Source organism: Streptomyces sp. WAC00040 (assembly GCF_056835925.1).
In genome coordinates this window covers 390,879-412,231 of the sequence record NZ_JAKQZE010000002.1, presented here as the reverse complement: position 1 = coordinate 412,231, position 21,353 = coordinate 390,879, and the positions used below count along the sequence as shown (strand labels likewise).

At 72.3% G+C, this 21,353-nt stretch carries 19 protein-coding genes and 3 pseudogenes; 4 read left to right on the top strand and 18 right to left on the bottom strand.

The features are described from left to right. Positions 1-38 precede the first annotated feature (38 nt). The 6 genes and pseudogenes from MDN94_RS21180 to MDN94_RS21155 form a co-directional block, all read right to left on the bottom strand. Positions 39-1,802, bottom strand: coding sequence for an HAL/PAL/TAL family ammonia-lyase (locus MDN94_RS21180; RefSeq protein WP_482727458.1), 1,764 nt, complete (start codon positions 1,800-1,802; stop codon positions 39-41). A gap of 309 nt (positions 1,803-2,111) precedes the next feature. After that, positions 2,112-2,768, bottom strand: coding sequence for a M15 family metallopeptidase (locus MDN94_RS21175; protein WP_482727457.1), 657 nt, complete (start codon positions 2,766-2,768; stop codon positions 2,112-2,114). Positions 2,769-2,824: 56 nt separating this feature from the next. After that, on the bottom strand, positions 2,825-3,331 hold the full coding sequence (locus MDN94_RS21170) for a MarR family winged helix-turn-helix transcriptional regulator (RefSeq protein WP_482727456.1): 507 nt from the start codon (positions 3,329-3,331) through the stop codon (positions 2,825-2,827). Next, positions 3,328-3,753 (bottom strand): annotated as a pseudogene (locus tag MDN94_RS21165) (FUSC family protein); the annotation flags it as partial. The pseudogene MDN94_RS21165 and the gene MDN94_RS21170, both read right to left, overlap by 4 nt. 161 nt (positions 3,754-3,914) lie before the next feature. Next, the gene (locus MDN94_RS21160) at positions 3,915-4,583 is read right to left on the bottom strand and encodes a response regulator (protein WP_482727455.1); all 669 of its coding nucleotides are present in this window, start codon (positions 4,581-4,583) and stop codon (positions 3,915-3,917) included. Continuing rightward, positions 4,580-5,476, bottom strand: a pseudogene (locus MDN94_RS21155) (sensor histidine kinase); the annotation flags it as partial. The gene MDN94_RS21160 and the pseudogene MDN94_RS21155, both read right to left, overlap by 4 nt. Here MDN94_RS21155 and MDN94_RS21150 point away from each other — a divergent pair. Together MDN94_RS21150 and MDN94_RS21145 are read left to right on the top strand one after the other, a co-directional pair. Continuing rightward, positions 5,437-5,835: pseudogene (locus MDN94_RS21150) on the top strand (carboxymuconolactone decarboxylase family protein); the annotation flags it as partial. The pseudogenes MDN94_RS21155 and MDN94_RS21150 overlap by 40 nt on opposite strands. Before the next feature lie 186 nt (positions 5,836-6,021). Beyond that, positions 6,022-6,234, top strand: coding sequence for a hypothetical protein (locus tag MDN94_RS21145; RefSeq protein ID WP_482727454.1), 213 nt, complete (start codon positions 6,022-6,024; stop codon positions 6,232-6,234). Here the strand turns inward: MDN94_RS21145 and MDN94_RS21140 are convergent. Further along, positions 6,212-6,814 carry a TetR/AcrR family transcriptional regulator gene (locus MDN94_RS21140; protein WP_482727453.1) on the bottom strand — a complete coding sequence of 201 codons (603 nt, stop codon included), beginning with the start codon at positions 6,812-6,814 and terminating at the stop codon, positions 6,212-6,214. The genes MDN94_RS21145 and MDN94_RS21140 overlap by 23 nt on opposite strands. Positions 6,815-6,819: 5 nt before the next feature. Beyond that, the gene (locus tag MDN94_RS21135) at positions 6,820-8,235 is read right to left on the bottom strand and encodes an amidase (RefSeq protein WP_482728198.1); all 1,416 of its coding nucleotides are present in this window, start codon (positions 8,233-8,235) and stop codon (positions 6,820-6,822) included. Positions 8,236-8,305: 70 nt separating this feature from the next. Between MDN94_RS21135 and MDN94_RS21130 the strand changes: the two genes are divergently transcribed. Together MDN94_RS21130 and MDN94_RS21125 are read left to right on the top strand one after the other, a co-directional pair. Then, on the top strand, positions 8,306-9,097 hold the full coding sequence (locus MDN94_RS21130; protein ID WP_482727452.1) for an SDR family NAD(P)-dependent oxidoreductase: 792 nt from the start codon (positions 8,306-8,308) through the stop codon (positions 9,095-9,097). Positions 9,098-9,134: 37 nt separating this feature from the next. After that, a complete protein-coding gene (locus MDN94_RS21125; protein ID WP_482727451.1) occupies positions 9,135-10,103 on the top strand; it encodes a nucleotidyl transferase AbiEii/AbiGii toxin family protein in 969 nt (322 codons plus the stop codon). On the opposite strand, the gene MDN94_RS21120 is transcribed toward MDN94_RS21125, so the two are convergent. The 10 genes from MDN94_RS21120 to ggt all read right to left on the bottom strand — a co-directional run bounded on the left by MDN94_RS21120 (position 10,057) and on the right by ggt (position 21,277). Next, on the bottom strand, positions 10,057-11,598 hold the full coding sequence (locus tag MDN94_RS21120; RefSeq protein WP_482727450.1) for an NCS1 family nucleobase:cation symporter-1: 1,542 nt from the start codon (positions 11,596-11,598) through the stop codon (positions 10,057-10,059). The two genes, MDN94_RS21125 and MDN94_RS21120, sit on opposite strands and share 47 nt — an antisense overlap. A 25-nt stretch (positions 11,599-11,623) precedes the next feature. Beyond that, complete coding sequence (locus tag MDN94_RS21115; protein WP_482727449.1) at positions 11,624-12,625, bottom strand: TIGR03842 family LLM class F420-dependent oxidoreductase; 1,002 nt, start codon at positions 12,623-12,625, stop codon at positions 11,624-11,626. 11 nt (positions 12,626-12,636) lie between these two features. Then, the gene (gene hydA / locus MDN94_RS21110) at positions 12,637-14,040 is read right to left on the bottom strand and encodes a dihydropyrimidinase (protein WP_482727448.1); all 1,404 of its coding nucleotides are present in this window, start codon (positions 14,038-14,040) and stop codon (positions 12,637-12,639) included. Positions 14,041-14,079: 39 nt separating this feature from the next. Continuing rightward, positions 14,080-15,360: an aspartate aminotransferase family protein gene (locus tag MDN94_RS21105; protein WP_482727447.1), complete on the bottom strand. Its 1,281-nt coding sequence runs from the start codon at positions 15,358-15,360 to the stop codon at positions 14,080-14,082. Then, a complete protein-coding gene (locus MDN94_RS21100; protein WP_482727446.1) occupies positions 15,357-16,199 on the bottom strand; it encodes a nitrilase-related carbon-nitrogen hydrolase in 843 nt (280 codons plus the stop codon). The genes MDN94_RS21105 and MDN94_RS21100 overlap by 4 nt, the downstream gene beginning before the upstream one ends. 158 nt (positions 16,200-16,357) lie before the next feature. Then, the gene (locus MDN94_RS21095; protein WP_482727445.1) at positions 16,358-17,671 is read right to left on the bottom strand and encodes a hypothetical protein; all 1,314 of its coding nucleotides are present in this window, start codon (positions 17,669-17,671) and stop codon (positions 16,358-16,360) included. A gap of 108 nt (positions 17,672-17,779) precedes the next feature. Further along, a complete protein-coding gene (locus tag MDN94_RS21090; protein ID WP_482728197.1) occupies positions 17,780-18,148 on the bottom strand; it encodes a PPOX class F420-dependent oxidoreductase in 369 nt (122 codons plus the stop codon). A 42-nt stretch (positions 18,149-18,190) separates the two neighbouring features. After that, a complete protein-coding gene (locus tag MDN94_RS21085) occupies positions 18,191-18,469 on the bottom strand; it encodes a helix-turn-helix domain-containing protein (protein ID WP_482727444.1) in 279 nt (92 codons plus the stop codon). A gap of 177 nt (positions 18,470-18,646) precedes the next feature. Beyond that, a complete protein-coding gene (locus MDN94_RS21080; RefSeq protein ID WP_482727443.1) occupies positions 18,647-19,366 on the bottom strand; it encodes a glycoside hydrolase family 75 protein in 720 nt (239 codons plus the stop codon). 99 nt (positions 19,367-19,465) lie between these two features. Continuing rightward, complete coding sequence (ggt, locus tag MDN94_RS21075) at positions 19,466-21,277, bottom strand: gamma-glutamyltransferase (RefSeq protein ID WP_482727442.1); 1,812 nt, start codon at positions 21,275-21,277, stop codon at positions 19,466-19,468. Between the last annotated feature and the right edge of the window lie 76 nt (positions 21,278-21,353).

Sequence of the window (21,353 nt, the reverse complement as noted above, 5' to 3'; positions counted from 1 at the left end):
CTTGGGGACGGCGCACTCGCACTCCTCCGGCGTGATGGTCAACGACCCGGCGGCGCAGCCCGGTCCATCAGCTCGCCCTCCCGGACGATGTCGGTCATCTCGACCAGGTCTGGCGTGAGGTAACGGTCGTCGTGGAGCGGGTCGATGTGCGCGCGGACCATGTCGTGGAGCGAGCGGACGCCCTCACCGAGGGACAGGCCGGCCATCTTGTCCTCGATCAGGTCGATGCCCTGCGCGGCCATCAGCGCCAGCACGGCCTGCAAGGTCCCGAGGCGGTCCAGATTCTCGTGAAGGTGGCGTACGGAGGCCATCGCCATGGTGTTGTGGTCCTCCTGCCCGTCCTTGGCGGGCCGGGACAGCGTGCCGGCGGGCAAGGCGCGGATCTGCATCTCCGGCACGAGCGCGGCGGCCACGGTCTGGACCTGCACCATGCCGGAGTTCAGGCCCGGCGTGCCGCCGGCGAGGTTGGCGGGGAGGCCGTAGCTCCACTTGGGGGAGAGCAGCCGCGCGGACAGTTCCTGGGTGTGGACGCCGAAGTCGGCGATCTGGGCGTTCAGTGTGTCGGCGGCGTGGCCGAGGAGAGCTCCGTCCCAGTTGCCGCCCATCACGAACTCGTGGCCCCGGCCGGAGCCGCGGGCGAGGACCAGGGGGTTGGAGGTGGAGGCGTTGGCCTCGCGTTCGATGTTCTCGCGGCCCTTCGCGAGGGTCTCGCGCAGCGCTCCGTAGATGTGCGGGGCCGCGCGGAGGGACACCGCGTCCTGGATGCGGGGGTGGTCCTCGCCGAGCCGCCGGCGGCCCTGTTCGGTGGTCCACTCACTGCCCCGCAGCAGTGCCCGGAGGCGTTCCGCGACCTTCTCCTCCTCCGGGATCCGGCGTTCGGCGTGCGTGCGGGCGTCCAGGCTGCTGATCTCCGCCCGGGTGGCGTCCATGAACATGGCAAGGACGCCCTCGCCCAGGCCGGCGGCCTTGGTCGCCCGGTGCAGGGCGTCGGCGTACGAGGCGAGGACGACCGTGCTGCCGCTGATGATGGGCAGGGCCTCGCCCTGCTGGAGCTCGAAGGACGGTTCGAGACCGGCGCGGGCGAGGATCTGCGAGGCGGGTCCCTGCTCACCGCGGTAGCGGGCGGGCGCCCGGTCCCCGGAGAGGACCATGCCGACGGCGGCCATGGGCTGGAGGTCGCCGGAGCCGAGCGAGCCGACGTGGGGGACGACCGGCGTGACGCCGGCGGTGACGAGGGCGTTCATCCGGTCGACGAGTTCCGGGCGAACGGCCATCGCGCCCCGGGCCATCTGGTTGGCCCGCAGCACCATGACCAGCCGTGCGACCCGCTCGGGCAGCGGCTCGCCGACGCCTGCGGCATGCGAGCGCAGAATGCGCTTCTGGAACTCCTTCTGCTGCTCGTTGTCGAGCTGCTTGTCCTTGAGCGGGCCCAGGGCCTGGTTCCAGCCGTACACGCGAGCGCCCTTGGCGAGTTCGTGGAGCGCGCCGTCGCGGATCTGCCGCATCCGTGTGCGGCTCTCGTCGGAGAGTTTCACCGCGACCGACTCGGCGTCCAGGACGTCGAACATGTCCTGGGCGGTCAGTGACTCGCCGTCCAGGACGAGTTGGAGGTGCGCCTCGGGGCGTGCGCCGGTATCGGGGCCGATCGGCCCGCCGGCGACGGAATCGGGGGCGAGGAAGGCCAGGATCAGGGTGGCGGAGGCGACGAGGGAGAGGGGTTTCCTCGAGGAGCGGGGGGTGCGGGCCGCGGGTACGGGTGAGCGGCGTATGCGGGCTGGGGCGTCCGTCGGAGGAGGCGGCATGGTGGGGGAACCTTTCCCGGGGAACGGAAGGTCGTTCGGCCTCTGGAAGGCCATACCGGCAACGTAATATCCATGCGCAGAGGACCGCCTGCGCCGACCGTTCCGTGCGGGCTGTTCGAGTGAGAGACCGCCGGGGCGGTCAGGTCGGCCGGGTGCCGTCAGCCCGGAACGGGGCCGGGCCCGCTCGAGTCGGGGCGGCCCCGCCGGACGTCGTCGGCCCGCCAGCGGGTCAGATGCGTCGGCCGAGGCAGCCGGGCCACAGGGGCCGTCGGCCCGGGACGAGGTCGGGTGCCGCCGGCCGTCGCCCGGTCAGGTGCCGTCTGATGAGAAGTGGTGGTAGTCCGGGGGCGACCAGCGGCCGCCCCACTCCCAGCCGGCGTCGTCCATCGCCCTGGTGACGGCGTCGCCCGGGGCGATCACGCCTTTGGCGGGCCGGTCACGGTCGAGGTGGCCCTCCGCGCCCGGCGGGTGCACCTTTCCCGAGCGGTCGACGTACGGGTTCTCCGCGGGGTTGATGTCGACCGCGTCCCCGAAGGAGTGGCGCGAGAGATGGCGGGCGTCGCCCGTCACCCGGCGGCAGTTGAAGGCGGAAGTGTTGTCGGCCGCCATCGCCTTGGCGTCGTCGCCGCCGTACTCGGCCATGACCCGCATGCGGCGGATGGGGAAACGATCCTGGAAGGCCTTCTCGAAGACGTGCAGCAGGGGCCGGACCTCGTCCTGATGGACGATCAGTTCTCCGCGGTGGAGACGGCCGTCGAAACCCCAGTGGTTCATGGTGAGCAGCCGCAGCCGGGACGGGGGCACCGGGCAGCCCGGTTCGTAGCTCGCACCGAGTTTGGACGGGGGTACGTCGCTGACGGTGGCTGACAGCTGCGGGGCGGCGGCCGTGGCACCGTGGGCGGGCACGGCGCAGAATGTGAGCCCGAGGGCCAGGACGGGCGCGGCGGCCCGGCGCGCGACGTTCACCCTTTCAGGTTAAGGACATCGCGGCCTGTCGGCCGCCCCGCGCGCCGGGGCTCCGGTCAGCGCCGCGGTGTTCCGAGGCGGCCTTCCAGCTGGACCAGCAGGTCCCTGAGGTGTGCGGCCAGGCCGGTGCGGGCCCGTTCGCCGAGGCCGGAGAGGACGGCGCTCTCGTACGCGAGCTGCTCGGGCAGCAGCCGGTCGACCAGGGTGCGCCCGTCGTCGGTGAGCCGGACATGGGCGACGCGCCGGTCTCGTTCGTCGCCGCGGCGCTCGACCAGACCGCGTTCTTGGAGGGCGCGCAGCCGTTTGGTGACGGCCGCCCCGGAGGAGAACGTCTCGCGGGCCAGCTCGCCGGGGGTGAGTTCGCGGGCGTTGCGGCGGACCGCGCCGAGCAGGTCGAACTCGGCGCGGGTGAGCCCGGCGGCACGCAGCGGCGCGTCCTCCGCCTGTTGCAGGAGCGCGGCGCAGCGATTGATGCGGCCGATGAGTTCCATGGGCCCGGTGTCCAGGCCGGGGTGCACGGCCTGCCACTGCCGTACCACCGAGGCGACGATGTCGTCGGTCACACCGCTCCGATCCTAGGGGCGGGGCGGTGCAGCCCACGCCGTTGTGCTGTCGCCGCGAGCGTACGGTGTCCTGCCCGCTCGGCCTCGAGAACCTCTTCCTCCGGGAGGGGCCGCTGCCACCATTCGCCCGCCACGGCGTCCTGGGCGTCGCGCAGGTCCACGAGGGCGGAGGCCGGCCGGCGGCTCCCGGCGTCGAGGTCGGCCGCGGAGGGGCCGGGCATGCGAGGGTCCGCTCCACGGCGGCGCGGGCGCCGGCGGCGGCGAGTGCCCTCTCCACCCGGCCGGGCCGCCCGGCGGTTGGTTACGGCGACGGCGGCGAGGGGTCCGAGGGCGACGCCGATCAGGGTGTCCAGGACCCGGTCGCCGATGAGCGTGCCCACCGGGTGCGCGCCGCTCGCCTCGACGGCCGGCGTCGAGGAGGGCCTGCCGGGCGGCGTGCACGGCCGCCGCCGCGGTGTGCCGGCTGCGGTGGCCGGGGTCGGCCGCGGCGTCCAGGGGCGCGGGCGGTGCCGGATGCTTGTAGCACTCAGCTATTTGATTCAACAAGTATTACACCTGTAAACGAAATATGGAGTCGCGGCTCTCACCGCAGCGGGTCGCGCGGTTCCACCAGCCCCGATTCGTACGCGAACACGACCAGCTGGGCGCGGTCCCTGGCGCCGAGCTTGGTCATCGCGCGGCTGATGTGGGTCTTGGCGGTGAAGGGGCTGATCACCATGTGGGCGGCGATCTCCTCGTTCGTCAGCCCACGGGCCGCCAGAGCCGTCACCTCCCGTTCCCGGCGGGTGAGGTGCTCCATGCCGGGGGCGGTGGACCGGTCCGGCGGCCGTGCCACGAACTCGCCGATCAGACGCCGGGTGACGGCGGGCGACAGCAGCGCGTCACCTCGGGCGGCGACGCGCACGGCGTGCAGCAGTTCGGCGGGCTCGGTGTCCTTGAGCAGGAAGCCCGCGGCCCCCGCGCGCAGCGCGTCGAAGACGTACTCGTCCAGGCCGTAGTTGGTGAGGATCACGACGTGCACGTCCGCGAGGAGCGGATCGGCGGCGATGTGCCGGGTGGCCTCGATCCCCGTCATCACCGGCATCTGCACATCGACCAGGGCGACGTCGGGGACATGGCGGCGGGCCTGCTCGAGGCCCTGCCGGCCGTCCTCGGCCTCGGCCACGACCTCGATGCCGTCCTCCGCGTCGAGCAGGGCACGGAAGCCGGCCCGCATGAGCGCCTGGTCGTCCACGATCAGGACCCGGATCACAGCGCCTCCACGGCGGCCCGGTCCATTGGGCCTGCCCGGTCTCCGAGATCTTCCCGGCCGTCGGGACGCGCCCGGCGCCCCTGAAGCGGGATACGGGCGCGCACCGAGAAGCCGCCGCAGGACCGTGGCGACGTGTCCAGCGTGCCTCCGAGGGCGGTGACGCGTTCCCGCATGCCGGTCAGGCCGGTGCCCGGCACGACGGGCCCGCCCGGTGCGGCGGGGCCGTCGTCCTCGACGGTGACGGCCACTTCGTCGGCGCCGTAGTCGAGGCGGATCCGGGTCGGGGCCCGGTCGGCGTGCCGCGCCACGTTGGTCAGCGCCTCCTGCACGATCCGGTAGGCCGCGCGGTCCACGTCGGGCCGCAGCGCGCGCTGTTCACCGCTGACGGTCACGGAGACGGGGATGCCCGCCGCCCGGGCGCGGTCGGCGAGTTCGCCGACGCGCACGAGGCCGGCGGCCGGCTCGCGTTCCTCCGTCCGCAGGACCTCGAGTGTCGAGCGCAGCTCCCGCATGGCCTCCCCGCTCGCCTCCTGGATGGCGAGCAGCGCGGGTGGCACGTCCTCGCCCCGTTTGCGGGCCAGGTGCACGGCGACCCCCGCCTGGAGCTTGACGATCGAGATGGAGTGGGTGAGCGTGTCGTGCAACTCGCGGGCGATCCGCAGTCGTTCCTCCCCCGCCCTGCGCAACGCGGCCTCCTCGCGGCCGCGTTCGGCCTCCAGGGCCCGCTGTTCGGTCTGACGCAGATACGCCTGCCAGTTCTTGTCGATCAGGCCGGTCACCCCTGCGCACAGGAACCAGCCGAGCAGCAGCAGAGAGCGTTCGACGCTGCCCTCGGCGGAACTGACTGTGTCGGCGGCGAAGAAGACGACCAGGAACAACGCGGCTGCTGCGGACCTCCGGCATCGAACCCGCGTGGGCGGCGGGCACGCCCGTCGGCATTGCGTACGGGGCGCTGCGTGAGGCGGCGCTCATGGGTGCCGGGCTGCTGTCGGAGGACGACCGGGCACTGGTGCGCAAGACGGTGGCCGCCCACGACGGCGTCGCCCATCCGCCGCTGCCGGCCGACTGGCTGCCCGATCGCGTGGACCGTCCCGGAGTCCGGCTGGCGCTGCTCGCGGCCCTCGCGCCGTACCGGATCACCGAGGAGGACGTACGGGCCTGGCGCACTCCCCGGCACACGGACCACTGCCTGGTCCATCTGATCGCGTACGGGGCGATCACCGCCGTCGAGCGGATCGAGGAGCAGCTGTGAGCACCATCGTGAACACCCGTCAGGCCGACGCGTGGAACGGTCCCGTGGGACAGCACTGGGCGGACCACCACGAGCGTTACGACGCGATGCTCGCGTCCTTCGACGAGACGCTGTTCGCGGCCGCGGGGATCGGGGAGCGGGACCGCGTCCTGGACATCGGATGCGGCAGCGGGTCGACGACGCGGCGTGCCGCACGGCTCGCGGCGCGCGGTCACGGGGTCGGCGTGGGGGCGGGACGCCGGCGACGCCGTGGACTTCTTCGTGTCGCGGAGGCCGGGCGCCGAGGTCCCCGAGGAGACACTGCATGCCATGCGTGCCGCCCTGCGGCCCTACGAGACGGACCGGGGCGTCCTGCTGGACGCCGGCGTGTGGGTGGTCACTGCCCGCCGGGACGGCTGAGCGTCCCCGGGTCGACGGCGCCACGCGCAAGCAGCAGCAGCGCGTCCACCAGGTCCTCCGCCGGGCTGCCGGTGGCGAGCCGCCGGAGCTGAAGGCCCATCACCAGCGCCACCGTCGTCGCCGCGAGCCCTTCCGCGTCCGGGACGCCGAGGCCGGTCAGGATCTGCGTGGCGAGCCGGTCGTACGCGGCGAACGCCTCCGCCGCCGCCTCCCGCAGCCGCTCGTCCCGGCCTGCCTCGACGTAGAGCTCGAACGTCGCGATGTGCCCGCTGTCGAAGCCGGTGCCGCCGGCCACCTGGCCGGCGAGGGCCGCGGCGCCCGCGATGTCTATGCCGTCGCTCCGGCACTCGTCGGCCAGCTCGGTGAAGCGCCGGGTCTCGTCCCGTACGAAGTGCAGCAGGCTTTCGCGCAGCAGCTCGTGCTGCGTCGCGAAGTGGTACGTGACGGAGCCGAGCGACACGCCCGCCTCCTTGGCGATCCGGCGATTGGTCACCGCGGCCACACCGTCCCTGCCGATGATGTGCAGGACGGCTTCTATGATGCGCTGCCTGGTGGGCGCGGAGCGGGCGGCGGAGGACATGGCCCTCATTGTCCCATCGGGGCACTTCCGCTGGTCATACGGGTGGGCGGGCGCTTCTCGTACCAGCGCAGCTCCGCCTCGAGCTGGGCGGCGAGGGAGATCAGGCGTTCCTCGGCGCCTTCGGGGCCGAGCAGTTGGGCCCCGAGGGGCAGTCCGTCGCGGGTGAGGCCCGCGGGGACGGCGACGCCGGGCCAGCCGAGGACGTTCCACGGCCAGGCGTAGGGGCAGGCGGCGGCGATGCCGATGTCCGTGGCCCCGGCGGACTTTCCGTCGAAGGCGCCGACCGGCGGGGGCGGGGTGGCCGTGCTGGGCGTGAGCAGGACGTCGTAGTGGTCGAAGAAGGCGCCGATCCTGCCCTGCTGGGCGGCCTCGCGGGCGCGGGCGGCGCGTACGACGCGTCCGCCGAGCCGGTGGCCGGAGCGGGTGGCGGCCCGGGTGCGCGGGTCGAGGAGCGACGGATCGGGGTGCCGGTCGGCGTACTCGGCGATGCCGGTCGCGGCACGGGGCAGGAAGCTCAGGCCGATGAGACCGTAGCGGGGTCGGGCCTCTTCGACGTCGTGCCCGAGCTTCGCGAGCGTCTCGGCGAGCGCGACCACCGCCCGGCGCACCTCGGGGTGGGGGCGGGTGCCGGTGAGGGTGAGCGGCGGGCGCAGGGCGAGCGCGATGCGCAGCCTGCCCGGTTCACGGCGGGCGGCGGCCGAGGCGTCGATGGCGTCCGGGTGGTACCGCTCTCCGGGGTGCCCGCCGGAGGCGGCGTCCAGCAGCAGGGCCGCGTCCGCGACGGTCCGTGCGAGGGGGCCGTTGACGGTGAGGCCCTGGAAGCAGTCGGTGTAGGGGTGGACGGAGACCCGGCCGCGCTGGGGCTTGATGCCGACGAGATGGGTCCAGGCCGAGGGGATGCGGATGGAGCCGGCGCCGTCGGAACCGAGGGCGGCGGGCACGAGCCCGGCGGCGACGGCGGCCGCCGAGCCGCCGGAGGAACCGCCCGGTGTGTGCGCGGGTGACCAGGGGTTGCGGGTGACGCCGAAGGCGGGGCCCTCCGTGAAGGGCCACTGGCCGAGTTCACAGGAGTTGGTCTTGCCGACGATGACCGCTCCGGCGGCCCGGAGCCTGCGTACGGCCTCTCCGTCGGCCGTGGCCGGCGGGATGTCGCCGGGGCAGCCGAAGTAGGTGGGGACACCCGCGACGTCGGTGTCGTCCTTGACGGCTACCGGTACACCGAGCAGCGGCAGCCGCTCCCCCGCCGCGAGCCTCCGGTCCGCGTCCCGTGCCTCCTCGAGGGCTTGGTCACCGCGGACGGTCCTGAAAGCGTTGATGCTGCTCCGGGTTGCCTCGATGCGGGCGAGTGCCTCCGCGACGAGTGCCTCCGAAGTTGTGTTCCCTGCCGCCAACGCCCGGCAATATTGGGTCAGTTCGCCCATCTCGTCTCTGGACACGCCGCACCCGCCTCCCTATTGTTCGTTCGAACGAACAGGACTGGAGGGTAACCAGATGCGGATCAGCGGAGCAAGCGTTCTGCTCACCGGGGCGACCGGCGGTCTGGGTGGCGAACTCGCCGCCGAACTGGCTGCGCGAGGGGCCAAGTTGACAGTCAGCGGTCGGCGCGCCGACGCACTCGTACCGCTCGCGGAGCGCTACGGCGCCCGCCCGGTGGTCGCCGATCTGGCCGATGCGGCCGATGTGGAACGGCTCGCCGCGGAAGCCGCCGGCACGGACATCCTCATATCGAACGCCGCCCTGCCCGGCAGCGGCGATCTGCTGGACTGCACGCCCGAACAGATGGACCGCGCCTTCGCCGTCAACCTGCGCGCTCCTGCCATGCTCGCCCGGCTGCTCGTTCCGTCCATGGTCGACGCCGGCGGCGGCCACCTCGCCTTCGTCGGCTCCCTGGCGGGGAAGGTGACCACGAGGTCGATGTCCCTCTACAGCGGCAGCAAGTTCGGCCTGCGCGGCTTCGCGCTGGGGCTGCGTCAGGACCTGCACGGCACGGGCGTCGGCGTGTCGATCGTCCAGCCCGGTTTCGTACGGGACGTGGGCATGTTCGCCGTGACCGGCGCGAAGCCCCCGACGGGCATACGGACGGTGTCGCCGCGCCAGGTCGTCGAGGGTGTCGTGCGGGCCGTGGAACGTGACGTCGCGGAGATCAACGTGGCTCCGATCGAAATGCGGCTGCTGAGCGCGATCGGGGGCCAGTTCCCCGGCTTCGCCGAGCGCCTCCAGCGCGGCGGCCCGGGCGAGCGGACCCTGCGCGAGGTGGTGGCGGCCCAGCGCGACCGCCGCTGAGACGCCGCTGTCGGCGGGCGTTGCTACGGTCTCCCCCATGCCAGGGGAGGTCACCGTGCAGAGCGCCCGCCGGGCGGCCCTCGACCATGTGCTGGGCCTGATCGCCGAAGCCCCCTGGAGCGGCGGCCTGGTGCTGCGCGGCTCCATGACGCTCCAGGCGTGGGTGGGGGCGGCGGCCCGCGAGCCCGGCGACCTGGACTTCGTCGTGCTGGAGCCGGGCAAAGGCTCGGCGGTGGACCGGCTCTCCCCCTTCCCGTACATCGATCAGCCGGCCGACGTCCAGCAGTGGCCGGAGGCGGCGCACGGCGCGGCCGGCTCCGAACTGTGGGACCCGGAGGGCGATGACGGCACGTACGGCACCCGGCCGCGGCTGCCTCCCGACGGGCTGCGCTGGATGGACGCCGACGACTTCGACCACGAGTCGCCGGCCGCGCGGCTGTACGAGGCGGTGGCGGAGGAGCCTCACGCGGGCGGCGGGGTCGTCCTGGACGTCGGCGGCATCCGCGAGGACGGCACCTGGACCTACAGGGTCTACGAGACGCCCGGCGTGCGTCTCACGGTGCCGTTCCGCACGGCGGACGGCGGGGCGGGCGAGATCCAGCTGGACTTCGCGAGCGACGAGACTCTGCCGCAGGCCCCGGTACGGACGCCCGTACCGCGCGGCGACGGCGGGCCGCCGACCGTGACGGTGACGGCGAGTCCGGAGCTCTCGCTCGCCTGGAAGCTGCTGTGGCTGTGCGGCGACGACGTCGCGCGGGGCAAGGACCTGTACGACGCCGTGCTGCTGGCCGAAGCACCCTGCACCCGGCTCGGGCCACGGCTGCTGCGGACCGTGCTCGGTGAGCACGCCGGCCGTTTCCGTCCGGAGGCACTGGTGTCCCTGCCCGTCGACCTGGAGGGCCTCCGGGCCGTCCACCCCTCGCTGCGCGGCGGTGCGGACCACTGGCGCGGGCGGCTGGTCAGCGCGCTCGCGCCGCTGTTCCCGGCTGTCCGCCGAGCCGCATGAGCACCACGTACAGCACCAGCGACGCCGCGAGGCCCACTGCCCAGCCGTAGTCCGCGAGGGGACGCAGGAACGGGATCAGGCCGTCCTCGGGGAACGGGCCCTTGCCCGGGGCCGAATGGGAGCCGCCGACCGCGAGCGCCCCGCCGACCACGAAGGCGGCCACGGCACGCAGGTTCCAGCCCGAGGTGTACCAGTAGGGGCCGCCGGGCGTGTAGAGCGCGGTCAGGTCGAGGACGGTCCGGCGCACGAGCCAGTAGTCGGCGATGAGGATGCCCGCGACGGTGCCGAGCAGCCCACCGACGAGCCCCAGCCAGGTGAAGATGTACAACTCGGGCGTCTCGGTCAGCTTCCACGGCATGATCAACACGCCGACGACGCCGGTGATCAGCGCGCCGGTACGGAAGTTGATGAACTTGGGCGCCAGGTTCGCCAGGTCGTACGCCGGCGACACCACGTTCGCCGCGATGTTCACCGAGATCGTCGCGACGAGCACGGTGACCAGGGCGAAGAGCAGACCGAAGACGTTGTCGGTCTTGGCCGCCAGCGCGACGGGGTCCCACACAGCCGCCCCGTACACCGCCTGCGAGCCGGACGTGACGAACACCGACAGCAGCGCGAACAGGGTCATCGTGGTGGGCAGGCCGAGCGTCTGGCCCCAGATCTGGGCGCGCTGGCCCGCCCCGAACCGGGTGAAGTCGGGGATGTTCAGCGAGAGGGTCGCCCAGAAGGCGATCATGCCCATCAGGGACGGGAAGAACACCGGCCAGAAGTCCGCGCCCCAGCCCAGCTTCGAGGGCTGGTCGAGCAGCGGGCCGACACCGCCCGCCTTGGCGGTGACCCACACCAGCAGCACCACCGCGCCGACGATGACGAACGGCGCGGCCCAGTTCTCGAACCGGCGCAGCGCCTCCATCCCCCGGTAGATGATGGCGAGTTCCAGCGCCCAGAAGAGGACGAAGCAGACCCACAGCGTCCACGGCTGCCCGCCGACCTCGGCCGCCTCGGCCCAGCCGCCGAAGATCTTGCCGAGCAGGACGAAGATGCCCTGGCCGCCGATCCACGTCTGGATGCCGAACCATGCGCAGGCCACCGCGGCCCGGATCATCGCGGGCAGGTTCGCGCCGCGCAGTCCGAAGGAGGCGCGGGCGAGCACCGGGAAGGGGATGCCGTACTTGGGACCCGCGTGGCCGGTCAGCAGCATCGGCAGCAGCACGATGACGTTGGCCAGGGCGATGGTGAACACCGCCTGCTTCCAGTCCATGCCGAGCGCGACCAGCCCGGAGGCGAGCAGCCAGGAAGGGATGTTGTGGGCCATGCCGACCCACAGGGCGGCGAAGTTGTAGGTGGTCCACCGGCGGCGGGCGACCGGTACGGGCAGCAGGTCGTCATTGACGAAACGGTTGTCCGCGAGGGTCGTGCCCGGCGGGAGTTCGACGCGTCCCGCCGGGTCCGGTATCGGTTCTTGTGACGGCACGGGCGGGACGGTCGCGGTCATGGCGGCGAGGGCCCTTCGGAGGAGGTCAGCGGTTCAGTGCCGGAATGATCTCCGCGCCGTACGCGTCGATCGTCGTTTCCTTCGCGTCGTGCATGTTGTAGAGCGCGAACTGGTCGACGCCCAGGTCGCGCAGCGCCTGGAGCTTTTCGATGTGTGCCTCGGCCGGCCCGAGCAGGCAGAACCGGTCGACGATCTCGTCGGGGACGAAGTCGGTGGACGGATTGCCGGCGCGGCCGTGGTGGCTGTAGTCGTAGCCGTGCCGCCCCTTGATGTAGGCGGTGAGCGCCTCCGGGACCATGCCGGAGTGCTCGCCGTAGCGGGAGACGAGGTCCGCGACATGGTTGCCCACCATCCCGCCGAACCACCGGCACTGCTCCCGGGCGTGTGCCAGGTCGTCGCTCACGTACGCGGGAGCCGCGACGCAGACTGTGACGGAGGCCGGGTCGCGTCCGGCGTCGGCGGCGGCGGTGCGCACGGCCTTCACCATCCACTCCGTCAGATACGGGTCGGCGAGCTGGAGGATGAAGCCGTCGGCCTTCTGCCCGGCGAGAGCCAGGGCCTTGGGCCCGTAGGCGGCCATCCACACGGGCAGCTTCCCGTCCCTGACCCAGGGGATCCGCAGCGGCTGCCCGTCGACGACGGTCTCGCGCCCTTCCGCGAGATCGCGGATCACGTCGATGGCCTCGCCGAGCCTGGCGAGCGTGTTGGGCCGGCGTCCGGCCACCCGCATGGCGGAGTCACCGCGCCCTATGCCGCACACGGTGCGGTTGCCGTACATGTCGTTGAGGGTGGCGAAGGTGGAGGCGGTCACCTCCCAGGTGCGGGTACCGGGGTTGGTCACCATGGGCCCGACGGTGAGTTTCGTCGTGTGCTCCAGGATGCGGCTGTAGATGACGAACGGCTCCTGCCACAGCACCGCGGAGTCGAAGGTCCAGCCGTAGCGGAAGCCGTTGCGTTCCGCGCGCCGCATCAGCCCGACGACCGCGGAAGCGGGCGGGTCGGTCTGCAGGACAAGTCCGAAGTCCACGGCATCGTCTCCTAGTTCAGGTACTGGCAGGTGGAGCGGGGGGTGTACACGCCGTGGCCGGCGCGGCCGGTGAACGTCCGCCCGTCGATGACCACTTCCCCCCGGGACAGCACGGTCTCCACCTGGCCGGTGATCCGCTTGCCCTCGTACGCCGAGTAGTCGACGTTCATGTGGTGTGTCCGGACGGACAGGGTCTGTTCGGCGTGCGGGTCGTAGATGACGATGTCGGCGTCGGCGCCGGGGGCGATGGTGCCCTTCTTCGGGTAGAGGCCGAACATCCTGGCGGGTGCGGCGCAGGCGATCTCGATCCAGCGGCGGCGGCTGATGTGCCCGTCGACCACGGCCTGGTGGAGGAGGTCCATGCGGTTCTCCACGCCCGGGAGACCGTTGGGGATCTTGGAGAAGTCGCCGCGCCCCAGTTCCTTCTGGCCGGTGAAGCAGAAGGGGCAGTGGTCGGTGGAGACCACCTGGAGGTCGTTGGTGCGCAGGCCCCGCCACAGTGCCGCCTGGTGCTCGCGCGGCCTGAGCGGTGTGGAGCAGACGTACTTGGCGCCCTCGAAGTCGGGTTCGGCGAGGTTGTCGGTGGACAGGAAGAGGTACTGCGGGCAGGTCTCGCCGAAGACGGGCAGTCCCATGTCGCGGGCCGCGGCGAGCTCCGCGACGGCCTCCTCCGCGGAGACGTGCACCACGTACAGCGGGGCGCCGGCGACGCGGGCGAGTTGGATGGCCCGGTGGGTGGCCTCGGCCTCCAGCAGGACCTTGCGTACCTCGCCGTGGTAGCGGGGATCGGTGCGGCCCTCGGCGAGCGCCTGCTCGACCAGCACGTCGATGGCGATGCCGTTCTCCGCGTGCATCATGATCAGGCCGCCGTTGACGGCGGAGCGCTGCATCGCGCGCAGGATCTGCCCGTCGTCGCTGTAGAAGACGCCGGGGTAGGCCATGAAGAGTTTGAAGGAGGTGATGCCCTCCTCCACCAGCAGGTCCATCTCCTTCAACGACTGCTCGTTGACGTCGGAGAGGATCATGTGGAAGCCGTAGTCGATGGCGCAGTTGCCGTCGGCCTTGGCGTACCAGGCGTCGAGGCCCTCCCGCAGCGCCCGCCCCACCGACTGCACCGCGAAGTCGATGATCGTGGTCGTGCCGCCCCAGGCGGCGGCTCGGGTGCCCGTCTCGAACGTGTCGGAGGCGAAGGTCCCGCCGAACGGCAGCTCCATGTGGGTGTGGGCGTCGACGCCGCCCGGCAGGACGTACTTGTTGGTGGCGTCGATGGTGCGGGCGACCGTCCACGTCTGCGAAACGGGCGAGTTGTGCGCGGCGAGCGCGGCGATGCGGCCGTCCTCGACGAGGACGTCGGCGTGCATCTCGTCGGCGGCGGTCACGACGAGTCCGCCGCGGATCAGGGTGCGGTTGCTCATGGTCTCCTCGCGTGGGAAGTGGCGGCGATCGCGTGACAACTACAGGATGCGCAAGGCCCGTTCCAGGACCAGGGCGCCCTCTTCCGCTTCTGCGACGGTCAGGGAGAGCGGCGGGGCGATGCGCAGGACGCTGGTGTTGTGGCCGCCGCCCTTGCCGATCAGCAGCCCGCCCTCGCGGGCGGCCTCGAGGACGGTCGCCGCAGCCTGGGGGTCCGCCTCGTCGGTGCCCGGCCTGACCAGCTCGATGCCGATCATGAGTCCCCGGCCCCGTACCTCCCGCACAGCGGGCACGCTCGCCGCGATGCCGCGCAGCCGCTCGATCAGCAGGCCGCCGACCCGGCGGGCGTTGCCCTGGAGGTCGTGTTCCAGGAGGTAGGAGAGGTTGGCGACGCCGGCGGCCATGGTGACGGGGCTGCCGCCGAAGGTGGAGATGGAGTTCGCATCGAGGCAGTTCATGATCTCGGCGCGGGCGACGACGCCTCCCACGGACATACCGTTGCCGATGCCCTTGGCGAAGGTGAGGATGTCGGGCGGACCGCTTCGGCCGTGGGCCTGCCAGCCCCAGAAGTGCTCGCCGGTTCGGCCCCAGCCGGTCTGCACCTCGTCGGAGATCCACAGGATGCCGTGCCGGTCCAGGATCTCGCGGAAGGCGGCGTACAGGCCGTCGGGCGGTGAGGTGAAGCCGCCGACGCCCTGCACCGGCTCAGCGATCAGCGCGGCCACGTCGTGGGTGTGTCCGAGGAGGTCCTCGAGGTCGGCGACGCACGCCTCGATGAACTGCGCGTCGGAGAGGTGGGCGAAGGGGCCTCGGCTGCGGACGCCGCCGTGCACGTACAGCGTCTGGAGCGGCGAGAGGCTGGTCGGCGACCAGGCGTGGTTGCCGGTGACGGAGACCGCGGAGAACGACCGGCCGTGGTAGCTGTTGCGCATCGCCAGGATCTGGTTGGAGCGGCGGTGGCCGGTCGCCAGCAGCAGCGCGGTGTCGTTGGCCTCCGTGCCGGAGGTGGTGAAGAAGACGCGGGCGTCCGGAATGCCGGAGAGCGCGGCGATCCGCTCGGCGAGCTCCACCATGGGGCGGTTGAGGTAGAGGGTGGAGGAGTGGATGAGCCGTCCGGCCTGCTCGCTCACCGCCTTGGTGACCTCGGGCAGCGCGTGGGCGGTCATGGTGGTGAGGATGCCGCCGAAGAAGTCCAGGTACCGGTTGCCGTCCGCGTCCCAGACGTGGCGTCCTTCGCCGTGGGTGATCTCGATCGGCTGCTTGTAGTAGAGCGCGACCCAGTCGGGGATGACGGCACGGTGCCGCTCGTAGAGGTCGGTCACGGCCGCACCAGCCCCTCGTAGGCGTCGGGCCGGCGGTCGCGGTAGAACGCCCACTGCTGCCGCACCGTCTCGATCATGTCGAAGTCGAGGTCCCTCACGACGAGCTCCTCCTCCTTGTCGCTGGCGACGTCGCCGACGAACTGGCCGCGCGGGTCGACGAAGTAGCTGGTGCCGTAGAAGTCGTTGTCGCCGTACTCCTCGATGCCGACGCGGTTGATGGCGGCGACGAAGTACTCGTTGGCGACGGCGGCGGCGGGCTGCTCCAGCTGCCACAGGTAGGAGGACAGTCCGCGGTGGGTCGCGGACGGGTTGTACACCAACTGGGCGCCGCCGAGGCCAAGTTGCCGCCAGCCCTCGGGGAAGTGGCGGTCGTAGCAGATGTAGACGCCGACCTTGCCCACCGCGGTGTCGAACACGGGCCAGCCGGCGTTGCCGGGCCTGAAGTAGTACTTCTCCCAGAAGCCCTTGACCTGGGGGATGTGGTGCTTGCGGTACTTGCCCAGGTAGCTGCCGTCGGCGTCGATCACGGCGGCGGTGTTGTAGTAGAAGCCCGCGCCCTCGACCTCGAAGACCGGGACCACGATCACCATGCCGGTCTCGCGGGCGAGCTCCTGCATCCGCCGGACCGTCGGACCGTCCGGCACCGGCTCCGCCCAGCGGTAGTGCTCGGGGTCCTGGACCTGGCAGAAGTAGGGGGCGTTGAAGACCTCTTGGAAGCCGATGACCTTGGCGCCCTGCCGGGCCGCCTCCCGGGCGTGTTCCTCATGTTTGGCGATCATGGATTCGGTGTCGCCGGTCCAGGTGGCCTGGACGAGTGCGGCGCGTACGACAGTGGCCATGAGCTGCTCCTTCGACAGGACGTCCGAGAGCTTCTACGCACGTAGACACAATGCGTAGGAGGAGAACGTAAGCCGCGTCACACTCGGGGGCAAGACCATCGTCGTGAACCCGCTGAGTCGATCTTGTTTCGCACCCGAGCGGTCGACATCGATCATTTTCAGCCGCGGAGGTGTCCGGCCACGCGCAGTGCGTGGACGATGTCCCGCTCCCTGGCCGACGAGACGTCCCGGGCGGCGCCGAGCAGCATCGGCACCAGCCGGGCGGGGTCCAGCGCCACGCAGGCAGCCGCGTCCGCGGCGGTGCGGACCTGCACGAACGCGGCCAGCAGGGTACGGGCACGGTGCGGCGTTCCCGCCTCCTCCAGCGTGAGGACGGCGTCCGCGATCTCGTCGGGGGAACGGAACACCCCCTGGCGCAGCAGCTGCCCGCCGTCGTCGCCCCGGCCCGCCGCGACGAGCGCCTCCGCGGCGGCGGCGAGCCGTAAGGCCGGCTGTGACGCCACCTCCCACAGCAGGGTGGCCCAGTCCGCCGCAGGCCCTGAGCGGTTCAGCTCGTCGGCGAGCGCAGGCAGCCAGGCCGCGGGCCGGGCGGCGGCCTCGCAGATCAGGGCGTGCGCCTCGCCGCCGCGGCCCTCGGCGCGGAGCCGACCGAGCGCGGCGACGGTGTCCCTGGCGGCGCGGTACGCGCCCTCCGGCACAGGCGGCGCCTCCGGGGCGGGCTCGGCCGCGGCGCCGCCGTAGCGGGCTCCGCGCGGCACGTCACCCGCGACCGGAAGCAGGGGCACGGCGACGGCGTCGTCCCCCGCGTCCTCCATGCCGGCGAACCGGGCGCCGCCGCGAGGACGGCGCTTCTTCCCCGCGCCGCGCCTCTTCCCGTCGCCCGGCGGGGCCTCGGGCGGCCGCCGCTCCTCGGACCGCGTTCCGGCGCCCGCGGGCTCCGCGGGCCGGTGCGCCGGGTCGTCTGCGGGTCCCGGACCGGGCGGGACGAGGCCGGCCAGACGGGAGTCCAGTTCCGCGAGCCGACGCACCGCCCTGGTGTGGTCGTCCCTGGTCCACGCAAGCTCGTGGGTGAGGCGTTCCGCCTCCGCCGAGCCCTGTGCGCACCCGGGCAGCAGCCGGAGGAGCTCCTCGGCCCGGCCCTGTGCGCGCAGCCGTTCCCGCCGCATGAACTCGACCCGTTCCTCGAGCCTTTCACGACCGCCCGGCAGCCGGTCGTGCGTGGCGGCGGCCGCCGCGTGCAGCCCGGCCGCCCGCGCGGACTCCGCGGCGTCCTGGGCGGGCAGGTCGTGCAGCAGGGCCTCGACCACGTCCCAGGGCGGGATCTCGCTCCCGTCCAGGCAGGCCCGCATGCCCTCCGGGTCACGCCGCAGGAAGACCGCGTACCAGCCTCCGGCCGGGTCGAGCCGCCTCACCAGCTCCCCGAAGTACCGCGCGAACGTCCCGATGTCCGCCGGGAGTTGATGCACCGTCATCGCCGCCCCTGCCGCCCCTGCCGCCCCACTGCCGAATGGAGCCCTCCACTCCGAGGGCACCGCAGGCATTCGACCGCAGGGGTGTTACGAGGCTGCTACGGCGCCTTTTCAGAACGTGACCGCGATACCGGTGTGCGGGCGCTTGCCCAGTCGCACGATCATCGCCGGCCAGTCGACGGCCCAGAACTGCCAGGTGTACTTGCGCGACAGGAGCTTGCGGACCGCGCCCAGTTCGGCCCCGTCCAGGAGCCGGGCGGTGCCCTCCGCGGTGGGGGCGCCCTCCTCGACCCTGCCCCGTACGTCGCAGACGGTGACGACGACCCGGCTGTCGTTGCGCAGGCGCTTGACCTTCCACGAGTCCGTGCGGGTCCAGAGGAACAACTCACCGCCGTCCACCGCGAACCACACGGGCGTGGCCACTCCGGTCCCGTTCTTGCGGAACGTGGTGACACTGACGTACCTGGCACTGGCGAACATCTCGGCACTCACGCCAGCGAGACTACGCCCCCTGCCGCCGGCTCAGGCCACCGGTACCGGCACGGGCGCAGGCACAGGCACAGCGGCACAGTGGACGGCGAGTTCGTCCATGGACAGGCCGAGAGCCACGGCCAGAGCGGCGACGGTGAAGAACGCGGGGGTGGGCGCCCGCCCCGTCTCGATCTTGCGCAGTGTCTCCGGGGAGAGACCCGCCGTGGCGGCCACCTCGACCATGCTGCGATCGCCGCGCGCCCGGCGGAGCAGCCGGCCGAGCCGTTCGCCGCGTTCGCGCTCTTCGGCGGTGAGAGGGGTGCGCACCATGTCGCGCATCCTAGCGCCGGTATTCATATACCGGTAATACCCTCCAGCCGGACCGGGCCCCGGTCCCGTTCCCGGCCGGGCCTGGGCCTCTTTGTGGATTCACGGACGGCGACCCTCGGATCCTCACGACGCCGTGGGTCGCCCGAAGCCCGTCCGCCCTGCCGCCAAGGAGGCGTGTCAGCCTCCGCCGACGAACCGCCGGGCCAGCTCCTCGCCCAGTTTCTCCGCCGCGGCACGGCTCTCGATCGGCGACACCTTCGAGTCCTTGAAGACGATGTAGGTGACTCCTGAGGCGACGCCGCCCGTCGCCGGGTCCGGGTCGATCCCGAGCGCCTCCGCCGCCGCGTAGGACGCCTCACCGATGATGCCGCTCGGCCCGGTGTCGCCGACCACCCCGTACAAGACCTTGCCGTCATGGATGATCGCGGCGGCGGACCCCCCGCGGATGCCGGACGCCGAGTAGTTCCAGACCGGGCTCGGGCCGGGCACGACGACGAACGGCAGCTCCGCCGCGTCGAGATACCTCCCGTCCGAGCCGGTGAAGGCCGTGGCCGGCTGGAACGAGGGGTCGGTGCCGCTGTTGCACCGCGTGCTGCGCCGCCCGTCGCAGTCGATGTCCATGTCCGCCTTCCAGAAGACGGCCCCGTCGTGCTCGCAGACGGGAATGTTCGCCGGCCTGCCCCGGTCGGTGCTGTAGTCGCCCTTGGAGATCCTGGTGCAGTGCTCCACCTCGGCCAGCAGCTCCGCCGCACCGACACCCCCCGCCGGTGCCGTGCGGTACTGGTCGGGCGCGGGCGGCGGTGGCACGGAGCCGGGCTTGGCGGCAGCCGGGAGCGCAGCCGTTCCGAGCATGACCGAAACGACTGCCACGATGAGAGCGGTGTTCCGAATGCGCACAGGGAGCCTTTCTGTTCGAAAGGCTCCCTACCCGCACGTGCGCGAACAGCCACAGCCGCACCGCCGGCCGGGTGACCCGCCGGCGTGTCCCGGGCCTCGTCAGCGGGAGGGGCGGACCACCATCGCGGAGCCGCCGCCGCGCCGTTGCTTCTCCGCCGCCGCGAGCCACCGGCCGTCCGGCAGCCGTTGGACACCCGTGGCGGCGCCGATCTCCTGGTTCAGCCGGAACTGGTGCCCGATCGCCTCGAGACGCTGCCTCAGCGGACTGTTCCACAGTGCCGGTTCGAGCTCGGTCGTCGGCTGGTTGCGCTGGCTGGCCCGGGGCGCGGCGATCGCGTCCACGAGAGGCAGTCCGCGGTCCAGATGGCCCGTCAGGGTCTGCAGGACCGTCGTGATGATGGTCGCGCCGCCCGGTGAGCCGAGCGCCAGAACGGGACGGCCGTGGTGGTCCAGCACGATCGTGGGCGACATGGACGAACGCGGCCGCTTGCCCGGGCCGGGCAGGTTCGGGTCGTGGACCGCGGGGTCGGCCGGCCGGAAGGAGAAGTCGGTCAGCTCGTTGTTGAGCAGGAATCCGCGCCCGGGGACGGTGATGCCGCTGCCGCCGGTCTGCTCGATGGTGAGCGTGTAGGCGACGACGTTGCCCCACTTGTCGGCGGTCGTCAGATGGGTGGTGTTCTCCCCCTCGTACGTCGTCGGGGCCGCCGCTCCCGCCGACCCGCAGCGCTCCGGCCGGCGAGGGTCGCCCGGCGCCAGCGGACTGGTGAGCACCGCGTCGTCCTTGATCAGGCACTCGCGCGAGTCGGCGAACCGCTGGGACAGCAGACCGGCGGTCGGCACGTCCTCGAACGCCGGGTCGCCGACCCACCGCCCGCGGTCCGCGAACACGATGCGGCTCGCCTCGATGAACCGGTGCAGATACCGCTCCTCCGAGACGTCCGACAGGTCCGTGCGCTCCAGGATGTTGAGCGCCTCGCCGACGCTGGTGCCGCCCGAGGAGGACGGGGGCATGCCGTAGACGTTGAGGCCCCGGTACGACACCTTCGCCGGTTCGCGGCGCACCGTCTCGTACGCCCGCAGGTCGCGCCGGGTCAGGTCTCCGGGCCGGACCACCCGGGTGGCGTCCTCGGCGACCGGGGGGTTGCGCACGGTGTCGACGATGTCCCTGGCGAGGGCGCCTTCGTAGAGCGCCCCGGCGCCCTTTCTGCCGAGTTCCTTGTAGGTGCGGGCCAAGTCGGGGTTCCTGATGACCGATCCGACGACCGGGAGACGCCCGTCGGGCAGGAACAGCTCGGCGGAGGCGGGGAAGTCACGGAAGCGCGCCTCGTTGGCCGCGGTCTGCGAACGGAAGGTCTCGTCGACGGTGAACCCGCGCTCCGCCAGGCGCTCCGCGGGCTTCAGCAGCTCGCCCAGCGACCGGCTGCCCCACTCCTCGAGGGCGGTGTCCCAGGTGGCGGGGGTGCCGGGCGTGCCGACACCGAGGCCGCTGGTCACGGCCTCCGCGAACGGTACGGGCGTGCCGTTCTCCAGGAAGAGGGAGGCGTCGGCCGAACGGGGGGCGGTCTCCCTGCCGTCGACGGTGTGCACGGTACGGGTCCTGGCGTCGTAGTGGACGAAGTAGCCACCGCCGCCGATGCCGGCGGAGTACGGCTCCGTCACGCCGAGCGCCGCGGCGGTCGCCACCGCCGCGTCAACGGCGTTGCCGCCGTTGCGGAGGACCTCGATACCAGCCGCCGAGGCGTCGGCGTCGACGCTCGCGACCGCCCCGCCGTGGCCGACGGCAACCGGGGTTTTGACAGGTGGCGCCGTGGGAGGGGCGGTGCGGGGCTTGGGCGGGGATGCGGCGCCGATCGAGACGACAGCCGCGGCAAGGGCCACACCTGAGATCTTCCGTGCGGTGGAGCGACGCATTCGTACCTCCAGTCAGCCGGTGTCGGCGCAGCGTAACGGTTCACGGGTCGGGAGTCCCGGGTGCCTGCGGGCGCGT

Bases quoted from the DNA above. Each gene is read 5' to 3' on its own strand.
- MDN94_RS21180 (WP_482727458.1), bottom strand. From the start codon at position 1,802: ATGCCGCCTCCTCCGACGGACGCCCCAGCCCGCATACGCCGCTCACCC.
- MDN94_RS21140 (WP_482727453.1), bottom strand. From the start codon at position 6,814: ATGTCCTCCGCCGCCCGCTCCGCGCCCACCAGGCAGCGCATCATAGAA.
- MDN94_RS21135 (WP_482728198.1), bottom strand. From the start codon at position 8,235: ATGGGCGAACTGACCCAATATTGCCGGGCGTTGGCGGCAGGGAACACA.
- MDN94_RS21130 (WP_482727452.1), top strand. From the start codon at position 8,306: ATGCGGATCAGCGGAGCAAGCGTTCTGCTCACCGGGGCGACCGGCGGT.
- MDN94_RS21125 (WP_482727451.1), top strand. From the start codon at position 9,135: ATGCCAGGGGAGGTCACCGTGCAGAGCGCCCGCCGGGCGGCCCTCGAC.
- MDN94_RS21120 (WP_482727450.1), bottom strand. From the start codon at position 11,598: ATGACCGCGACCGTCCCGCCCGTGCCGTCACAAGAACCGATACCGGAC.
- hydA (WP_482727448.1), bottom strand. From the start codon at position 14,040: ATGAGCAACCGCACCCTGATCCGCGGCGGACTCGTCGTGACCGCCGCC.
- MDN94_RS21100 (WP_482727446.1), bottom strand. From the start codon at position 16,199: ATGGCCACTGTCGTACGCGCCGCACTCGTCCAGGCCACCTGGACCGGC.
- MDN94_RS21095 (WP_482727445.1), bottom strand. From the start codon at position 17,671: ATGACGGTGCATCAACTCCCGGCGGACATCGGGACGTTCGCGCGGTAC.
- MDN94_RS21090 (WP_482728197.1), bottom strand. From the start codon at position 18,148: ATGTTCGCCAGTGCCAGGTACGTCAGTGTCACCACGTTCCGCAAGAAC.
- MDN94_RS21085 (WP_482727444.1), bottom strand. From the start codon at position 18,469: ATGGTGCGCACCCCTCTCACCGCCGAAGAGCGCGAACGCGGCGAACGG.
- ggt (WP_482727442.1), bottom strand. From the start codon at position 21,277: ATGCGTCGCTCCACCGCACGGAAGATCTCAGGTGTGGCCCTTGCCGCG.